This window comes from Nocardia sp. NPDC049737, from assembly GCF_040674755.1.
In the GTDB taxonomy this organism is placed as follows: domain Bacteria; phylum Actinomycetota; class Actinomycetes; order Mycobacteriales; family Mycobacteriaceae; genus Nocardia.
Genome location: NZ_JBFANH010000020.1, coordinates 68,665 through 86,632 on the forward strand (window position 1 = coordinate 68,665; position 17,968 = coordinate 86,632).

Annotated in this window: 17 protein-coding genes; 7 read left to right on the plus strand and 10 right to left on the minus strand. The window is 66.1% G+C overall.

Annotated features, from left to right (window positions below):
• Positions 1-49: 49 nt before the first annotated feature.
• Complete coding sequence (locus AB0J47_RS25620; protein WP_364350849.1) at positions 50-946, plus strand: DMT family transporter; 897 nt, start codon at positions 50-52, stop codon at positions 944-946.
• Between the two features lie 132 nt (positions 947-1,078).
• Here AB0J47_RS25620 and AB0J47_RS25625 read toward each other — a convergent pair whose 3' ends face one another.
• Together AB0J47_RS25625 and AB0J47_RS25630 are read right to left on the minus strand one after the other, a co-directional pair.
• Complete coding sequence (locus AB0J47_RS25625) at positions 1,079-1,555, minus strand: hypothetical protein (RefSeq protein ID WP_364350852.1); 477 nt, start codon at positions 1,553-1,555, stop codon at positions 1,079-1,081.
• Positions 1,556-1,597: 42 nt separating this feature from the next.
• Positions 1,598-2,449, minus strand: a complete 852-nt coding sequence (locus AB0J47_RS25630; RefSeq protein ID WP_364350855.1) for a polysaccharide deacetylase family protein — start codon at positions 2,447-2,449, stop codon at positions 1,598-1,600.
• 54 nt (positions 2,450-2,503) lie between these two features.
• Between AB0J47_RS25630 and AB0J47_RS25635 the strand changes: the two genes are divergently transcribed.
• Positions 2,504-2,872, plus strand: a complete 369-nt coding sequence (locus AB0J47_RS25635; RefSeq protein ID WP_364350858.1) for a MerR family transcriptional regulator — start codon at positions 2,504-2,506, stop codon at positions 2,870-2,872.
• 56 nt (positions 2,873-2,928) lie between these two features.
• Entirely contained in the window at positions 2,929-3,696 is a 768-nt protein-coding gene (locus tag AB0J47_RS25640; RefSeq protein ID WP_364350861.1) for an SDR family NAD(P)-dependent oxidoreductase, read from the plus strand.
• Here AB0J47_RS25640 and AB0J47_RS25645 read toward each other — a convergent pair whose 3' ends face one another.
• Positions 3,697-4,335: a methyltransferase domain-containing protein gene (locus AB0J47_RS25645; RefSeq protein WP_364350864.1), complete on the minus strand. Its 639-nt coding sequence runs from the start codon at positions 4,333-4,335 to the stop codon at positions 3,697-3,699.
• A 48-nt stretch (positions 4,336-4,383) separates the two neighbouring features.
• Between AB0J47_RS25645 and AB0J47_RS25650 the strand changes: the two genes are divergently transcribed.
• Positions 4,384-5,763 carry a hypothetical protein gene (locus AB0J47_RS25650; RefSeq protein WP_364351127.1) on the plus strand — a complete coding sequence of 460 codons (1,380 nt, stop codon included), beginning with the start codon at positions 4,384-4,386 and terminating at the stop codon, positions 5,761-5,763.
• On the opposite strand, the gene AB0J47_RS25655 is transcribed toward AB0J47_RS25650, so the two are convergent.
• Positions 5,756-6,388, minus strand: a complete 633-nt coding sequence (locus tag AB0J47_RS25655; protein WP_364350867.1) for a TetR/AcrR family transcriptional regulator — start codon at positions 6,386-6,388, stop codon at positions 5,756-5,758. The genes AB0J47_RS25650 and AB0J47_RS25655 overlap by 8 nt on opposite strands.
• Positions 6,389-6,477: 89 nt before the next feature.
• On the opposite strand from AB0J47_RS25655, the gene AB0J47_RS25660 reads away from it, so the two are divergent.
• The gene (locus AB0J47_RS25660) at positions 6,478-8,643 is read left to right on the plus strand and encodes an MMPL family transporter (protein ID WP_364350870.1); all 2,166 of its coding nucleotides are present in this window, start codon (positions 6,478-6,480) and stop codon (positions 8,641-8,643) included.
• Between the two features lie 724 nt (positions 8,644-9,367).
• On the opposite strand, the gene AB0J47_RS25665 is transcribed toward AB0J47_RS25660, so the two are convergent.
• Complete coding sequence (locus tag AB0J47_RS25665; RefSeq protein ID WP_364350873.1) at positions 9,368-10,399, minus strand: stage II sporulation protein M; 1,032 nt, start codon at positions 10,397-10,399, stop codon at positions 9,368-9,370.
• Positions 10,400-10,440: 41 nt separating this feature from the next.
• On the opposite strand from AB0J47_RS25665, the gene AB0J47_RS25670 reads away from it, so the two are divergent.
• On the plus strand, positions 10,441-11,247 hold the full coding sequence (locus AB0J47_RS25670; protein ID WP_364350876.1) for an RDD family protein: 807 nt from the start codon (positions 10,441-10,443) through the stop codon (positions 11,245-11,247).
• 206 nt (positions 11,248-11,453) lie between these two features.
• Here the strand turns inward: AB0J47_RS25670 and AB0J47_RS25675 are convergent, their stop codons facing one another.
• From AB0J47_RS25675 to AB0J47_RS25695, 5 genes are all read right to left on the minus strand, one after another.
• Entirely contained in the window at positions 11,454-12,749 is a 1,296-nt protein-coding gene (locus AB0J47_RS25675; RefSeq protein WP_364350879.1) for a DUF58 domain-containing protein, read from the minus strand.
• A gap of 3 nt (positions 12,750-12,752) precedes the next feature.
• A complete protein-coding gene (locus tag AB0J47_RS25680) occupies positions 12,753-13,736 on the minus strand; it encodes a MoxR family ATPase (protein WP_364350882.1) in 984 nt (327 codons plus the stop codon).
• Positions 13,733-14,779, minus strand: a complete 1,047-nt coding sequence (locus AB0J47_RS25685) for a DUF4129 domain-containing protein (RefSeq protein WP_364350885.1) — start codon at positions 14,777-14,779, stop codon at positions 13,733-13,735. Before AB0J47_RS25685 ends, AB0J47_RS25680 begins: the two co-directional genes overlap by 4 nt.
• Positions 14,776-15,597, minus strand: a complete 822-nt coding sequence (locus AB0J47_RS25690) for a hypothetical protein (RefSeq protein ID WP_364350888.1) — start codon at positions 15,595-15,597, stop codon at positions 14,776-14,778. Before AB0J47_RS25690 ends, AB0J47_RS25685 begins: the two co-directional genes overlap by 4 nt.
• Before the next feature lie 103 nt (positions 15,598-15,700).
• A complete protein-coding gene (locus tag AB0J47_RS25695; RefSeq protein WP_364350891.1) occupies positions 15,701-16,246 on the minus strand; it encodes a TetR/AcrR family transcriptional regulator in 546 nt (181 codons plus the stop codon).
• 88 nt (positions 16,247-16,334) lie between these two features.
• On the opposite strand from AB0J47_RS25695, the gene AB0J47_RS25700 reads away from it, so the two are divergent.
• Positions 16,335-17,864 (plus strand): MFS transporter, encoded by a 1,530-nt coding sequence (locus tag AB0J47_RS25700; RefSeq protein ID WP_364351130.1) that lies wholly within the window; start codon positions 16,335-16,337, stop codon positions 17,862-17,864.
• Positions 17,865-17,968: the final 104 nt, after the last annotated feature.

Consider the following 17,968-nt stretch of genomic DNA (forward strand, 5'->3'; position numbering starts at 1 on the left):
GTGCACCTCGCTTCCGCGACCGCAATCCATTTCTGTCGCAGGAGCGCGAATGTCCACGCCGCTATCCACGGTCAACCGATTCGGGTTGGTCTGTCTTCTCGGCGCCGGGCTGTCGGCGGGGACCGGCGGTTCAGTCGGCACCCTCCTGCACCGTGCGACCGGTCTTTCGCCGGTATCCGTCGCCGCCTGTCGGCTCGCCGTCGGCGGGCTTTTGCTGATCGCTCTCCTGACCGTGACACGGCGGCCGTTGCCACGAAATGCCTCGGCTTGGCGCAGGATCGGTGTGGTCGCGGTTCTTCTCGCGATCATTCAGGCGGGCTACTTCGGTGCGGTCGCGGCCTCGTCGGTGAGCCTTGCGACGCTGATCACCCTTGGTCTGTCCCCGGTGGTTGTCTCGCTGCTGGAACATCTTACCGGCAGGCGGGTTCTGGATCGTCGGCATGCGGCGACGATCGGAATCGCGGTGTTCGGTGTGATCCTGTTGGTCGGCGCGCCCGCCGATTACGCCGCAGTCGGTGCGATATTCGCCGGTGCGGCAATGGCATTGGTCTCCGCTTGCGCCTTCGCGACGGTCACCCTGATAAGTGCTCGTCCGGTGCCGGGCCTCGACGCGATGACCACAACGGGTTTCGCCGTCACCGGCGGCGCCGTGCTGCTGACGCCACTCGCCGCGATATCCGGACTCACCTTCGACCCGACTCCACACAGCGTCGGCCTGGCAATCGTGTTCGGCCTGATCTCGACGGCAATGGCATACACCCTGTATTTCCGCGGTCTCGCCGAAGTCGGTCCGGGCACAGCCGCGGTGCTCGCCCTCCTCGAACCCCTCACCGGCGCGATATTGGCCGCCGCAATCCTCGGCGAACGGCTGACCCCAACCGGTCTGCTGGGGGCGGCCCTACTGACTGTGGCACTCGTCCAAACCAGCCTTCAGCCGGGGCGATGATCCGGAAAGTGACCGCCAGTGCCATCCCGGTCGCCTCGTCGACGCCGGCGGATACCGATTCCGGCGCGGTATCTGTGCGGCAACCGAATTCAGGACGGCACCGAAGGCTTCGACCGGTGAGCACGGTCGTAGTCAGTGGTCGCGGGCCGGGGCGCTGAGCTCGACGGGGCTGTTGGCGAGGAGGGTGGCGAGTTGGTGCCAGCGGCGGTGGCGGTGACGGAACATCAGGTGGACGAAGATGCGGGCTGGGGCACCGCGCAGGCCGGACTCGATTTCGATTTCGTCGGTGTAGCGGCAGCTGGATTCGGTGATCGGCTCAAAGGTGAGGCGATGGTTCCAGGTGCGGATGGGGCCGCCCCATTCGTTGGTGTAGATCTCCCGGGCATCGAGTCGCACCAGACGCAGGTGATGGCGCCAGGAGGGGATGATGCCGAACCACCAGAGACGGGCGCAACCCTCGGAGCCCGGTTCGATGTGGTCCGGGATTTGCAGTTGTGGCACCGAAAGGATCGGTGCCACAACGTATGCGAACAACTCCGACGTGCGTGCCAGTGCGCACGCCACCTCGGCGCCGATCGGCAGCTCTGTAGTTAGGGTTACCTTACTCATATGTGAATAATGGTCCTAGGCGGCGTTGCTCGCAATAGCTGTTCACCCAACCGCAGCGCCGTAATGGTCGGCGATCTCGTCACTGGTGGTGAGCCATACGCCCGGGTGGTTCGCCACATAGTCCAAGGCCTGCTCCAGATATTTGATGCGGAAGGCCTGCCCGATGACGAACGGGTGCAGGGCAAGGGCCATGACGCGACCGGACTCCTCGTAGAGCCGGTCCAACTGGTCCTTGACGATCTGCACGAAATCCGCACCGCGCAAACCGGTTCCGAGGAACAGGCTGTTGTCATTGAGTTCGACCGAGTACGGAACGCTGAGCAGCCCGGGCACATTGAGCCGATACGGCTGATCGTCATTGGTCCAGTCCAGTACGTAATCGAGGCCGAGTTCGGCGAGCAGTTCCGGCGTATGGAAGGTCTCGGTGAGCGCGGGGCCCATCCAGCCGTGCGGGCGGCGGCCGGTCGCGCGCTCGATGGTTTCGACGATATCGGTGAGGTAGGCGCGCTCGTCGTCGATGGACATATCGGCCTGGAAGATCGAGTTGTTCTTGCCATGTGCCAACCAGGTCCAGTTCCGCTCCCGCCCGGCGGCGATGATCTGCGGATTATGGTGTGCGACATCGGAGTTGAGCAGGGCGCTGGCGCGGATGCCGTACTTGTCCAGCGCCTGCACGATCCGCCAGATGCCGACCCGGGGACCGTAATCGCGCCAGCCGTAGTTCAGCGGATCCGGGGTGAGGGTGGCCGTGCCGGGGAAGATGCTGGTCGAGGGCCGGTCCACCTGGTAGTGCTCGATATTGAGCCCGACGTAGAACGCGACCCGAGCATCGTTGGGCCAGCGAATCGGTGCGCGGTCGACGATCGGGCTGTAGTCGAAGAGTGTGTTGTCCATGCGGCCTATGCTCGAACCATCACATACATGTGAAGGTCAAATGCGAGGTGAAATATGCGGATCGGAGAACTGTCGGAGCGCACCGGCACCTCGCGGCGGCTGCTGCGCTACTACGAGGAGCAGGGCCTCATCGTCGCCGACCGCTGCGCCAATGGCTATCGCACCTACGACGACCGCTTTGTCGACCGCGTCCTGCAGATCCGCGGCCTACTCGACGCGGGCCTGCCGACCCGTATCATCAAACAGATCCTGCCCTGCCTGGACAAGCCGCGCACCATCTACTTCCCGGACGCGACCCCGGAAATGCTGGCCACCCTGGAACGCGAACGCGAACGCATGTCCGACCGCATCAGCTGCCTGTCCCGCAACCGCGACGCCATCGCCGAATACCTCGAGGCAGTCCGTGGCAACGCCGCCTCCTGACCTCGGTTCCGCCAGAACCTGTTGACTCCTAATGAGAACCTGTTCTAATTTTTGGCATGCGTAGATTTGACGACCGCCGCGTATTGGTCACCGGAGCGGGATCGGGTATCGGGCAGGGGATCGCCCTGCGGCTGCTCGATGAGGGGGCGACGTTGGTCGCCGCCGATATCGATGCGGCGGGTCTGGAGAGCACCGCGGCGAAGGCGGGTGATGCGGCTGAGCGGCTGCGCACCGTGCAGGTGAATATCGCCGATATCGAGTCGGTGCGCACCGCGACGGGCGAGGCGGTCGAATTCCTCGGCGGTCTGGATGTGCTGGTGAACGCGGCGGGCATTCTGCGGCCCGCGCGCACCGAGGAGATGCCGCTCGAAGTGTGGAATCAGGTGATCGGGGTCAATCTGACCGGGACCTTCCTGATGACCCAGAGCGCATTGCCCGCGCTGTTGGAGTCCGGCCACGGCGTCGTGGTGAACCTCTCCTCGACCGCGGCCTTCAGCGCGGCGCCGTATCTGGCGTCGTATGCGGCGTCGAAGGGCGGGGTGAACGCCTTCACGCACGCGATCGCGCTGGAATACGCCAAGCAGGGATTGCGCGCGGTGAATATCGTGCCCGCGGGCATCACCAGTGGGATCACCACCAAGTCCATCCTCGATCAGCCGGAGGGCTTCGATCCGAAGCTGTTCTCCCGCATGACCGGCTGGCTCAACGGCGGTGCGCTCGGCAGTCCGGAGGATATCGCCGGTGTGGTCGCCATGGTCGCCTCCGATGACGGCCGCTACATGACCGGAACCGAGATCCGCATCGACGGCGGCGCCCTGATGTAGTCAGGCGGGTCGGGCGACGAGTAGATGATGCGGAATCGGTGGATTGGCAAGTTGCTTATGGTCGACGGCGCAGCCCGCGCTTTCCAGCGCGGCGATTACCTCGGCCACCGGCCGCAGCGTGAAACCGTATGCGGTGAACGGCATTTTCGCCATCGCGTCCGGATCGCCGATACCGACGACAAGACTGCCGCCGGGACGGACGACGCGCACGAGTTCGGCACAGGCGGCGGCCAGATCCGGCACGAAGTAGACGGTGTTGACGGTGATGGCGGCATCGAGGGCGTCATCGGCCAGCGGCAGATCGGTCATCGAGCCCTGCGTGAGTTGCATTCGGCCCGTACCGATTTCCTCGGCGAACTTCGACTTCGCCCTGGCCAACATGTCCGGCGAGATCTCGAAACCGTGCACCGTCCCGCTCGCGCCGACCCGCTCGAGCAGTATCGAAAGCCCTGCGCCACCGCCGAATCCGATATCCGCGACCGTCGCACCCGCCGCGATCCCGGCCGCATCGACCGCGCCCGCGATGGCGCGTTTATTACCACGATTGAGAATGAAGGCGAAGCCCTTGCCGAGCGTTCCGTGCGGATTGCCGAGCTGACCGGCGATCGTGGACAGCACGCGGGTCCGGATACCGTTCATGGCGGCCATAGTATCGGCCGGTATTTCGTACTCCTTGCCGCCGCCGTCCTGGCGCTCGTGCCGACCGGTACCGCCGAAGCGGCGGGCTCCTGGGGTCCGCTGGCACCGCCCAATCCGTACCTCGGGCCGCTTGGCACCTCGACCATGCACGGCGATGCCGGATCGTCGGATGCGACGCCGCTGGCCGGGCCTGGCACCGGCGGGATCTCGGTGGCCGGGTACCCGTTGGCATCGGCCTGTCCGACGCTGCTGCAGGGGGCGGACAATCTGGTCGTCGCGCTGTGCACACCCGTCATCGGCCAGACTCCGACCATCCATCTGCTCGATCCGTCCTTCGCAGGTCCGGCCGGCACGCCACTGGCTTCGCTGGAGATCGCCAAGGGCAGCCTGCTCGGCGGTGTCTACGCCTATCTCGACAATGCCGACCGCCTGGTCATCGTGGACGGTAACCGCACCCTGCTGCGCGTCGGCCATGCGCGCGACGCGACGGGCAAATGGCGGCTATCGATCGATTCGTCCACCGATCTCAGCTCGGTAATTCCGGTGGGCGACAACGTGACCGGGCTGGTGCCGGACTGGTCCGGCAATGTCTGGTTCGCCACCGGTAAAAGTGTGGTCGGGCTGGTGACGCCCGCGGGCGCGGCGGCCATCGTCGCGCTGCCAGCGGGTGAATCGGTGGCCAACAGCATCTCGTCGGCACCGAGCGGTCGGGTCGCGGTGGCCACGACGCACGCGCTGTACGAATTGCGCGCCGATGCCGCGGGGCGGCCGGAGGTGCTGTGGCGCGCGGCCTACGATCGCGGATCCGCGCGCAAGCCCGGCCAACTCAGTTGGGGTACCGGCTCAACCCCGACCTACTTCGGGCCGAGTTCGGGCGCGGAATATCTGACCATCGTCGACAATGCGGACGGACAGGTCCACGCGCTGGTCTTCGGTTCCGGCACTGGACAATTGGTGTGCTCGCAGCCGGTACTCTCCCACGGCGGTGCGGGCAGCGAGAACTCGCCGATCGGCATCGGCCGGTCGCTGTTCGTCGCCAGCACATACGGCTACCCGTATCCGACGGTCCCCGACGGCGCGGGTCCAGCGGTGCCGGCGTCCGCGCCGTTCGTCGGCGGCATGACCAGGGTCGATGTCGACGACACCGGCTGCCACACGGTGTGGGACAACACCGTCCGCAGCGCAGCCGTTCCGCATCTGTCCACCGCCGACGGTTCCATCTACACCGTGACCCGCATCGGACTCGACATCACGACCCCGCTCGACGGTTACGCCTTCACCGTCGTCGATCCCGATACCGGCGCGGTGATTTCGAATAGGCCGCTGGCCGGAACCATTGTCGACGACCCGCTGCAGACATCACCGCTTATCACGCACGACCGCAAGATCCTGCAGGGCACGATCACCGGGATCCTGCGCGTCAGCTGAAGTCGCGGGCATTCGGTCCGGTGGCCAAACCTCGCTCGACCACCGCGAGGGTCCGGTGAATCGCCTGATCCCTGGCCGCATCGTCGAGCTCGTCGAGTACCCCATCGATGATCAGCGAAGCCATGCCGTGCACCGTTGACCAGGCGGCGTATTCGGCGTCCGGTCGGTCCGCCGGGGCGAGGAAGCCGACGTCGACGAGTTCGTCCAGGAGTCCGGCCAGCAGATCGAAGGCGGGCGACGGCATCTGGTCGCCGCAGAATGCGGTTCGAAACAGTCCGGGTTCGCGCAGCGCGAAGGTGATGTAGCCCCGACCCACCGCACCGAGTCGAGTGATCGCATCCGCTTGCGGCGCCAGGCTCGCCATCGTCTCGGCCATCGCGCCGAACAGGGTCTGCTGTGCCTGTTCCTGCGCGGCGTTCAGCAACTCCTCGTGATTGGTGAAGTGCCGATAGGCCGCGGTCGGCGTGACGCCGACATGCCGTGCCGCCGCGCGCACGGTCACCGCCTCCGGACCGCCGATCTCGGCGAGTTCGGCGGCCGCGCGCACCAGGGCATTGCGCAGGTCTCCGTGGTGATACGGGCCGTCGCGAGTGGAGTGCTTCGTTGCTGCTTCCGAATCTGTCATCAGTTCGATGTTGACACCTGCACACATGGCGTGGCAAGTTAACACCCATAAAGTTTACGCATGACAACATGTCCGATCGGAGACCCGATATGTTCGAAAGACTCGGCAGCTTCGTTGTCCACCGCGCCCGCTGGATCCTGGTCGTCGGCGTGCTCGCCCTCATCGCGGGCGGTGTGGTCGGCGCTACGGCCTTCAGCAAGATGCAGCCCGGTGGCCAGGAGGATCCCAACGCCCAATCCAGTGCCGCGATAACCCAATTGGCCGATAAGTTCGGCACCGATACCGACTACGTCTTCCTGGTCGAGGCGAAGCAGGGCACGGTCGACGGCGATGCGGTTGCCGCCGTCGGCCGTGATCTGGCTCGGCGGCTCGCGGCTGACCAGCGCCTGACCAATGTCGTCTCGTATTGGGATACCGGATCCACGGCCATGCGCTCCGGTGACGGGACCGCGGCCGTTGTCCTGGCGGGCAATGTCGACAAGGACGCTACCGACAAGGAAAAGTCCGCCGCCTCGATTGTCGATACCTACCGTGGCGACGGCCCGGTCGCGCAGATCAAGGTCGGCGGCGGCACCGCGATCTTCCACTCGATTACCGAGCAGATCGGCAAGGATCTCGGTCTCGCGGAAGCCGTTGCGGTGCCGCTGATTCTGGCGCTGCTGGTGCTTGCCTTCGGCAATGTGGTCGCCGCGCTGCTCACCCTGGTGGTCGGTGGGATCGCCATCCTCGGCACCTTCACCGAACTATCCATCCTCGGGTCCGTGACCGATGTGTCGATCTACGCGGTCAATCTGACCACCGGACTCGGACTCGGGCTCGCGGTGGATTACGGGCTGCTGATGGTGAGCCGCTTCCGCGAGCGCCGCGCGGCCGGAGCCGAACCGGACGACGCGGTGATCGCGGCTGTATCGACGGCCGGGCGCACCATCGCCTTCAGTGCGGCCACCGTTGTGGCGGCCCTATCCGCATTGGTGATCTTCCCGCAGTACTTCCTGCGGTCCTTCGCCTACGGTGGCATCGGCGTGGTCGCCATCTCCGCCATTGCCGCGGTGGTCGTATTGCCCGCACTGCTCGCGGTGCTCGGCACGCGGGCCGATGCGTGGCGGGTGCCCGGTGTCCGCGGCATCCGCGGTGACGCGACGCCGTTCTGGGCCGCAGTGGCCGGATTCGCAATGCGTCGGCCGCTGCTGGCGGGTGTGCCGGTGGTGGCGGTGCTGCTGCTCGCTGCCGCGCCGCTATTGCATGTGCAGTTCGGGACGCCCGACGATCGGGTGCTGCCCACGAGCACCGAGGTGCGTCAGGTCGGTGACGCGATGCGCGACGATTTCGGCGGCGGAGATGTCAATGCGCTGTCGGTGGTCACCGAAACCGGCGTCGCCGCAGCGCCGCTCGCGGATTACGCGCGCAATCTGTCCCGCGTCGAGCACGTCACCCAGGTCGATTCGAGTGCTGGCACATTCGTGCGCGGCGAGCTGACGGCGAGCACCCCTGCCGATGCCCGGTTCGCGCGACCGGATGCGCAGCGCCTGACCGTGCTCACCGATCTGGACCGCAATTCCTCCGCCGCCCGCGATCTGGTCGATCGAGTGCGTGACATACCAGGTCCGGCCGGGGCCAATGCGCTGGTCGGGGGGCAGGTGGCCGAACTGCGCGACAGTCTCGCATCGATCGGTGCGAAACTGCCGATCGCCATCGGGTGGATCGTGGTGACGACCTTCGTGCTGCTGTTCCTGTTCACCGGCAGCGTCGTGCAGCCGCTGCGCGCTCTGCTGTCGAATGTGTTGAGTCTGGCCGCCACGCTCGGACTGATGGTGTTCATCTTCCAGCAGGGGCACCTGTCCGGATTGATCGGATTCACCCCTGCGCCGCTGGATGTTTCGATGTTGCTGCTGCTGTTCTGCATCACCTTCGGACTGTCGATGGACTATGAGGTGTTCGTGATCAGCCGGATCAAGGAACTGCACGATCGCGGTGCGTCCACGAAGGAAGCCGTTATCGAAGGGCTGGCCCGCACCGGGCGCTTGGTGACCACCGCGGCGGCGCTGATTTCGATCAGCTTCCTGGCCTTCACCAGCAGTGATGTCCGGTTTATCCAGTTCTTCGGGCTCGGCGCGGGCCTGGCGATTCTGATCGACGCGACGCTGGTGCGTGGCGTGCTGGTGCCGGTGGCGATGCGACTGCTCGGTCGGGCCGCCTGGTACGCGCCGAAGCCGTTGCGATTGGTGCATGGGCGGGTAGGCCTGGCCGAAGCCTGAGACGTACGTCACGCGGCTCCGCATGCGTAGTGCGGGGCCGCGTTCGCTTGTCGCACTGTCGTTTTCGCCCGATTCGGCCAGGTTGGGAGCGGAAGGTGGCAGAGATCACAGAGCCGGTTATGGTTGCGGTCGTGGTGCTGACCGCGATCCGATCTCGTACTCCGGCGACCACATTTCCGCAACTGGTTAATCATGATCTTGACCGGATGTAAGTCCACCTCGAGGCGTTACGGCTAGGTGTACATCACGTTTATAACGCGGTAAACCAACCTGAAGTTTCTTTTACCTCATCCAACTGTCAGCAACCCTAATTATAGGGTAGTGAATGCGCAGGTCCGACTGGCATTCGGCGACCATTGAGGGCTCTATGTTAACAAAATAGCTAATCGCTCGAAGAATGTTTGTAGGAGACCTATGGTTTCTGGATCGTGATCTGGGATCGGCCGCCGATGGTCGGTTCGGCGGTCCGGTATAGCCCGCCAAATGACCGCCAAAAGTTTGCTGGACGGCTGAAAAATGAGGTACTCACCAGGGTTTGCTGGAGCGCTGCTTTATACGCCTGACCTCGGCGGGGAGGGTTGCGTCGGGATAACGATTGTGTAGAGTTGACGGTAACGCTGGCCGCAGCTGAGCTGGACTCGCTGCGGCCAGCGGAACTCAATTGGGGGACTTCCGAACTGATCCGTAACGTAGCGTTGCTACTGATTCCCCGGACCCATTTCACTCACCGTGTGCTCGGCGTTGTCTGCCAGCGCTTCGCGGAATCCTCCTCAGCGCCACCGAATCCCAATGCAGCCGCGGCTCGGGCATCCTGCTCGAGTGCGGCCCGGCGACCCACCACGAACACGTAGCCGAGAAACAGTGCCTCCGCGATGAATCCGATGCCGACCTTCACCGGTACCGGCAGCGAACTCGGTGTCACGAAACCCTCCAGCAGCCCGCAGGCCAGCAGCACCGCGACCAGACCGAGCGCGACCGTCGCGGTGGCCCGGCCCTGGCGCGCGACCGCCTCCAGCCGACTCGACCGCCCGGGATCGATCAGCGTCCAGCCCAGCTTCAGGCCGACTCCGCCCGCCACGAAGATCGCGGTCAGCTCGAGCGTGCCGTGCGGCAGGATGAATCCGAAGAACGAATCGATCCGACCGGCATCGGCCATCAACCCGCCGGTCACCGCCGTATTGAGTGCATTCCCGAACAGCAGGTACACCGCAGGCAGGATCAGCACCCCGGTGAACAGCACCATCGCGGTCACCCAGGCGTTATTGGTCCACACCTGCGCGGCGAACGCGTCGTGTGGATGTTCGGAGTAGTACGTCTCGAATTCACCGCCGGGTGCGGTGAGCCAGTCGTTGTCATCGGAGATGCCGAACAGATCGCGGGCCGAACCGGATCCGGCAATCCAGACCGCCAGACCGGTGGCGACGATGATGAAGACCGCCGCCACCGCGACCCACCACGGCCACGCCCGATACAGCGTCGCGGGGAAGCGATGGGTGAAGAAGCGGCCGACTTGGCTCCACGCATCCCCCTTGGTGCCGAGCACTCGGCCGCGCGCCTTGGTCAGCAGTGCGCTGAGTCCGGCGATGAGTTCCGGATCCGGACTGCGCGATTGCAGCCGCGCCAACTGCTGTGAGGTGCGCCGGTACAGCGCGACCAGTTCGTCGGCCTCCGTGCCACTGAGCTTGCGTCGGCCGGCCAGATACGCCAGTCGATCCCATGCCCCCCGCTGCGCGTAGCTGTACGCATCTACGTCCATTGGTTGCCTCCCATACCGCCGGTCGGAAGAATGCTATCGACATGGCTGAATTCACCACCGGCGAAGCGGTCGCACTCCAGCTGCCGATCGCGCGGATCCCGACCAGGGCCACCGCGTTCCTCTTGGACGTGCTGGTGCAATTCATGCTGGGCAGCACGCTGATGCTCGGCCTCAGCATGGCACTGCTGTACTTCGGCGCCGACTCCGCCTGGTACGGCGCCGCGGCGATCACCACGATCGTCGGGACGCTGGTCGGCTATCCGGTGGTCTGCGAAACCCTCCTGCGCGGACGTACCGTCGGAAAGCTCGCGCTCGGGCTGCGGGTGGTGCGGGGCGACGGCGGACCGATTGATTTCCGCCATGCCCTGACGCGGGGTCTGGCGGGTGTGATCGTCGACTTCTGGATGTTGGGCGCATTCGGTGCGGTCGGGGTGATCACCTCGATGTGCTCGCCGAATGCGCGCCGGGTCGGCGATGTGCTCGCGGGCACCGTTGTCGTGCACGGTCAGCGCCGCGTGCCCTACCCGCTGCTGGCCGTCGCACCGCCCTGGCTCATCGCCTGGTCCGGCCAGTTGGACCTGTCCGGCATCACCGAGGATCTCGCACTCGCGATACGTCAGTACCTGTCGCGCATCAATACCCTCACCCCTGCCGCCCAAGCGAACCTCGGCCACACCCTGCTCCTCGCCGTCTGTGACCGCATGCAAATCCCGGTACCCGCCGGGTACCCGCCTGTGCAGATCCTCGGCGCGGTCATCGCCGAACGCCAACGCCGCACCCTCGCCCCGATCATCACACCGATGGTGATGGCGGGTCCGCGGCCGATGCCGATCGCCCGCGCGAGCTGAGCCTCGTCGAATCTTTCTCGGCAATACGGTCATTCGGCCGTAACTCGAGCTGGACACGATGTCGACGCAGGACGCCGCGCTGAGGGGAAGATCGACCCGCTGGCGGCACCCCACAACGGGAGATCGCGATCAGGTACGGATGATGCCGTTGTCCCGGATCGATATCGATGCCAAGGCGGCGTCGGGCCCGCCGAGCGATCTTGGAGTCACATAGTGCCGGACTGTTTGAGCTCCAAGTATTCGTCGGCCAAGGCTTCTGGGAGACGTTCCGGAGATGCCGCGACGACGGCAATGCCCATGCGGCGCAGGGATTCCTGGACCAGGGCGCGTTCGGCGATCAGGGATTCGGCGGCGGCAGCCGGATAGAGGTCGGCGAGGGTGTCGCGTTTGGCGGCGGCCGCAGCGACGTCAGGGTCGGTGACCGAGACGATCAGGACGCGATGGCGTTGGGCGAGGGTCGGCAGGACCGGCAGCAGGTTCTCTTCGACGGCAGCCCCATCCAGACTGGTGAACCAGACGACCAGGCTGCGTCGGCGAGCACGTTGAATGGCGGCGCGCACCAGGCCCGCGCTGTCGGTATCGACCAGCGCTGGGGTGAGGCCCGCCATGGCGTGCATGAGCTTCAGTTGCAGGCGGCGGCCACCGACACCGCGGACCTCGGTGCGGACTCGGCGGTCGTAGGCGAGCAGATCCACCGAATCGCCTGCGGCCGCGGCCAATCCGCCGAGCAGCAGCGCGGCCTCGATACTCGCGTCCAGACGGGTACCCGTACCGACGCGACCCGCGCTGATGCGGCCGGTATCGAGCATCATCAGCATGTGCCGGTTGCGTTCCGGACGCCAGGTCCGTACCAGCACATCGGTAGCGCGGGCGGTGGCGCGCCAGTCGATGGCTCGCACATCGTCACCGGCGACATACTCGCGGAAGGAATCGAATTCGGTACCCTGACCACGCATATTCGCGACATTGCGGCCCTCGAGATGTTGCAGCCGTTTGACTTTCGAGCGCAGCAGCCGTTCGCTGCGAAATTCGGGCAGCGCGCGGACCCGCGCGGGCACGGTGTGGCGGCTCTGCCATCCGGCCATGCCGAGCAGGCCGAACAATCGGACCGTCACCGGACCGGCGACTCGATCGCCGCGGTAGGTCGGGGTCAATGTGGTTTGCACTCGCATGCGGGTATTCGGTGGCAGATCCAGGCGGTGCGTGCGGGTTTCGGCGCGGGCACTGCCGGGCCAGTCGTCCCACAGCCGCCCGCGAGCGGTTCTGGTTCCGTTGTTCACCACGCCGAGTTCCACTTCGGCGCTGCGCCCGAGCCGGATCACGGTCAACGATTCCCTGGTCAGCATGAGGTCGCGTGCTCGCGCCACCGTGCCCAGGTCGAAAAGAACAAGGGCGGCGAGCACACTCGTCATCAAGACGACACCGAGCCACGACGGCATGACGAAGCAGACGAACAGCGCGAGCACCGCCGCCGTCAGGGCGAGCCGACCGGTAACGACCACGAGCTACACCGGAACCGGAACCGAAAGCAGCAGCGACGACATGACACCCTCGGTCGTCACACCGTCCAACTCGGCCTCGGGCCGCAGCTGCAGCCGATGCCGAAGCACCGCGACCGCAACCGATTTCACATCGTCCGGGGTCACGAACCCGCGCCCGTTCAGCCAGGCGAAGGCGCGCGAGGCCGCCATCAAAGCGGTCGCGCCGCGGGTGGACGCACCGTGTTGGACCGCCGGGGAGTTGCGGGTGGCCCGGCAGATATCCACCGTATAGGCGAGCACCTCCGGACTGATGGTGACCCGGGTGATCGCCGCCCGCGCCGCGGCGATATGCGCCGCGCCCGCGACCGGACGCAGACCGGCCGCGGTCAGATCGCGCGGATCGAAGCCGCCCGCATGCCGCTGCAGAATGCGGAATTCGTCATCGCGACCGGGCAATTGGATATCGACCTTGAACAGGAACCGGTCCAGCTGCGCCTCCGGCAGCGGATAGGTGCCCTCCTGCTCGATCGGGTTCTGGGTAGCGACCACGACGAATGGGTCCGGCAGTGGCTGCGGCTTTCCGTCCACCGAAACCTGACGCTCCTCCATCGATTCCAGCAGCGCCGATTGGGTTTTCGGGGGCGTCCGGTTGATCTCGTCGGCGAGCAGCAGATTGGTGAAGACCGGGCCGTGCCGGAAGGTGAATTCGGTGGTGTGCGGATCGTAGATCTGCGAACCGGTCACATCGCCCGGCATCAGGTCCGGGGTGAACTGGACCCTGGCGTGCTCGAGGTCCAGGGCCGTCGCGAGCGCACGGACCAACAGCGTCTTCGCCACGCCGGGAACGCCTTCCAGCAGCACATGGCCACGGCAGAGCAGTGCGAGCACCAGGTACATGATCGCGTTATCGTTGCCGATCACCGCCTTGCCGATCTCGGCACGCAGTGCGGCGAATGCGGCGCCCGCCTCCTCGGCGGTCGGGGTGTGGTTGGTGTCCGTGCTGGTCATCCGACCTCTGCCTCTATCCATTCGAGTTGTGTTGCAACGAGTTGCAGGGTGCTCGCATCGGGCACCGGTCCGTACAGTGCAGGGCCGACCATGGACGGATCGGCTCGGGTACGCGCGGCGACGGTCGCGACCAGCCGCTCCGGCGTGACATCGGTGCCGACGCCGAGCATCGGCCGGATGCGGCGCAGGGTGGCTGCGCGCAGTCGGACGGCCACATGTTCGTAGTCCTTCGACCGGCGATAGAGCGCTGCCTGGCCGCCGAGTAGTTCGTTCGCGGCCACCTCCACCGGTCGCGGTTCACCGACCAGCGCACCGCGACGACGCGCCCGCCACCACACCAGCACCGCCGCGGCGATGAGGAATTGCAGGCCGCCGAAGGCGACCGGTGCGGGCAGCCGGCCGAATATGGAGTCCTGGCCCGCACCGAAGCCGGAGTCGTCGCGGTTGTCATCCGGCGGCTGCTCGGGCGGTTTGGGTGGCGGAATATCCGGTGGTGTCGGCTTATGTGGCGCGGGCGCCGCACACGAATTCAGCACCGCGTACAGCAGCACTACCAGCGCGATGGCGGCGAGCACCGCGGCCCAGAATTTCGGGTTGCGCAGTAGATCGGGCAGCGGTGGAAGTTGTCTGCGGGTCTTGGTTTTCTCGGTTATCGTCGCCTCGACCGGTTCCGGTGCGGGCGGTGGGGCGCTGCGCGAGTAGCGGTCGGCGTATTCGAGGCGGCGGTATTCGTCCTCGGTGGCGCGGCGGCCGCCGTAGACGACCTCGTCGAAACTGTGTGCGGCCGGATGTAATTCGCTCGCATCCTCGAGTGGCAGCGCGGTGGTCGCGTCGTCAGCGGTTTCCCGCGCGGTTCGCGAGCGGCGGACCTCCAGCATGCCGCGCTGTTCCAGTCCGCGCAGTACCGCGCGGAACCGCTCGCGTAGTGCGGTATCGAAATCCCGGTGCAGTGCGGCGCTTTCGGCGGCGTCGCGGTGGGCGTCGGCGGGTCCGAGTCGTGGCGGGGCCGGGGCCGCGGGCTCGTTCGAGGTGGGTTTTGTCATCGCTTATCCGTCCCGGGGACCCGGATATCGAGCCCTTCGCGACGGCACCGGCGATCCACATACGAGACCACCCGCGTCGCCGATTCGACCACCTCGCCGAAGGCGATGATCAACAATGCGCACGTCGAAAGCAGGACGATGATCTGCCAGCGATGGGTGCCGGTGAAATCCGAGAGGTACCACGGAATGCCGAGCAGCGGTACGGCGACGAGGACGACCAGTGCGCGGCACGTGAACCACAATCCGGTTATCGACGACTGCGCGCCCTGGACGAGCAGTTTCGAGCGTGCGACCGCCCCGGCGTGCGTGGTCCGTTCGACGAAGATCACCGGCACCGCGACGAAGCGTCCGGCCCGCAGATAGCCCAGCCAGATCAGCGCGAACGGATACGTGATGATCAGCAGGCTGCCGAGGATGAGCACGCCGATACCGACCAGCGTGAACAGCACGTGGAAGACCAACAGCGGACCGCCGACCGCACCCACCCGGCCCAGCGCCGTGCGCCAGCCGATCGGTGATCCAGCGACCGTCGCGAGGCCGAGCGCGACCGTCATCCCGCGCAGCAAAAACCGGAGCAACCATGCGGCGGCCGCCGTCGTCAGGATGGCCGCCCATGCGGTGCCCGCGTCGGAGCCGTCGGTCAGATGGGAGATTGCGCCGGTGACCGCGACGACCAGCAGTTCGGCGAGGACGAGTCCGATCGCGGTCGTGCATGCCAGCACGATGACATTCGCCTGGATCAGCGCGAACGGCTCGTCGAGCAGTTCGCGGAAGCTCAGTGGGCGGATCGGCACCGTCGTTCCAGGGGAGGTTGGCACCGGATCATTCCCCGCCCCGACGGCACCGGCCGGCTCGGCGGCTGGTAGCACGCGGCCGAGTCTAGCCGCCGGGGACCCGCCGGGCTGGCCGCAACATAGGGGGTCAACGCTCGAGCAGTCGGTCGACGACTTTTCGGTACCGCTTCGGGTCGACCGGTGGGAAGCCCAGCAGTGCGCGCAGGTACACACCGTCGCCGACCAAACGGATGATGTCGGCCCGCACCGGATCGTCGATGTCGATGTCCAGGCTGTCCGACCAGCTGTCCATCATGTCCGACAGCGCCTGCCGCACCTCGTCGGCTGCCGGGCCGGAGTTGGCGTCGACGGTGCGCATGGCCGCGACCATCGAACGGTAGAGCGCCAATTCGAGCGCGTCCGCGGCATTGTCCGGATTCGGGGTCTGCAGATACCACTCGGCGACGGATGAGCCCTTGGCGACGGCGGCGCCGAGTTGTTGTTCGGCGCGTTCGTTCAGCCGGTGCACCAGGCCTGCGAGTAGGGCGTCCTTGCTCTTGAAGTGGTAGAGCAGGCCACCCTTGGAGACCCCGGCGGTCGCGGCCACATTCTCCAGGGTCACCTGGGACATGCCCTTTTCCAGCAGCAGGGTCTCGAGCGCGTCCAGGATCCGGTCGCGGGTGTTTGCGGTCACTCCGGTCACTATACCGGCTGGACGGTAAGGTCGGTGTACTGTACCGTCTGGACGGTAATAAGACCGAACGATGGCAGTCGAGAAGGCGATGACCACACAGATCGAGAAGGACAACGGACACGTGCCGCCGCGCGCCACGGCGCGTGATTGGGCCGGTCTGGTGGTGCTGGCATTGGCCCTGCTGTTGCTCGCCGTCGACGCGACCGTGCTCGACCTCGCGGTGCCCGCGATCAGCGCGGAACTGGCGCCGACCACACCGCAGCTGCTGTGGATCATCGACGTGTACTCGTTCGTGCTGGCCGGACTGCTCGTCGTAATGGGCAATCTGGGTGACCGGATCGGACGGCGCAGGTTGCTGCTGATCGGCGCTGTCGGATTCGGTCTCGCGTCGTTGCTCGCCGCCTGGTCGGTCAATCCGGAAATGCTCATCACCGCACGGGTACTGCAGGGTGTCGCCGGTGCGACTCTCATGCCCGCGACGCTGGGACTGATCCGGTCGATGTTCCTGGATCCGCGACAGCGCACCGTCGCCATTTCGGTCTGGGCGGCGATGGCCGGTGGCGGTGCGGCGGCCGGTCCACTGCTCGGCGGCTGGCTGCTCGAGCACTACTGGTGGGGTTCGGTATTCCTGGTGAATCTGCCGGTCATGCTGGTGCTGCTCGCGGTGGGGCCGGTGCTCGTTCCGGAATCCCGTGACCCCAAGCCCGGCCGCTTCGATCCGGTGAGTGCGGTGCTGTCAATGCTGGCCCTGGTGCCGGCGGTGTACGCCGTCAAGGAGGCCGCGGCGCACGGTATGAGCCTGCGGCTCTTGGTAATCGGTGCGATCGGTGTGCTCGCCGGTGCGCTGTTCGTGCGCAGGCAGCGCGGACTCGCGCATCCGATGCTCGATCTGAAGCTGTTCGCATTGCCCGGATTCCGAACCGCGGTGCTGACCAATCTGCTCGCGGTATTCGCGCTGGCCGGTGTGCTGTTCTCCGGTTCGCAGTATCTGCAGTTGGTGCTGGGGCAGTCGCCGATGCAGGCCGGACTGCTCCTGCTGCCCGGTCTCGCGGCCAGCGTATTCGCTTCGCTGGCGGCGGCGTGGTTGGTTCGGGTGCTGCGTCCGGGATCGGTGCTCGGTGGTGCGCTGGTGCTTGCCGCGGTGGGTTCGGTGCTGTTGCTGTGGCTGAGCCCGGATGCGGCGACCAGTACGTTGCCGTTCGTCCTCGGGTTCCTGTTCATCGGGGCAGGCGTCGGTGTGGCGCTGACGGTTTCGTCGGATCTGGTCGTGAGTTCGGCTCCGGCGCAGCGGGCCGGCGCGGCCGCGGCGGTTTCGGAGACCGCCTACGAGATCGGCATCGCACTCGGTGTCGCCGTCCTCGGCAGCGTGACCATGGCGGTGTTCCGTGCTGGGCTCGACCTGTCCGAAGTGCCGAGCGCGCAGGCCGGTGCGGCGTCGGAATCCCTCGGCGGTGCTACCGAATTCGCTCGTCAGCTACCGCAGTCGGTGGCCGATGGATTTCTGACCTCGGTGCACGAGGCATTCGTCTCGGGTGTGCATACGGCCGCCGTTGGTACCGCCGTGGTGCTTTTGATCGCCGCTGTGGTCGCCTTGCGGCTGCGGACGGCTCATGCGTAACGGCATATCTCGGTGAAGATTTCGCCCCTGTTCCGTATCCGGAGCGGGGGCGAAGTCATTTTAGATACCAATCGGTCTGAATTTGCTTGGTGCGCACCCGGCCG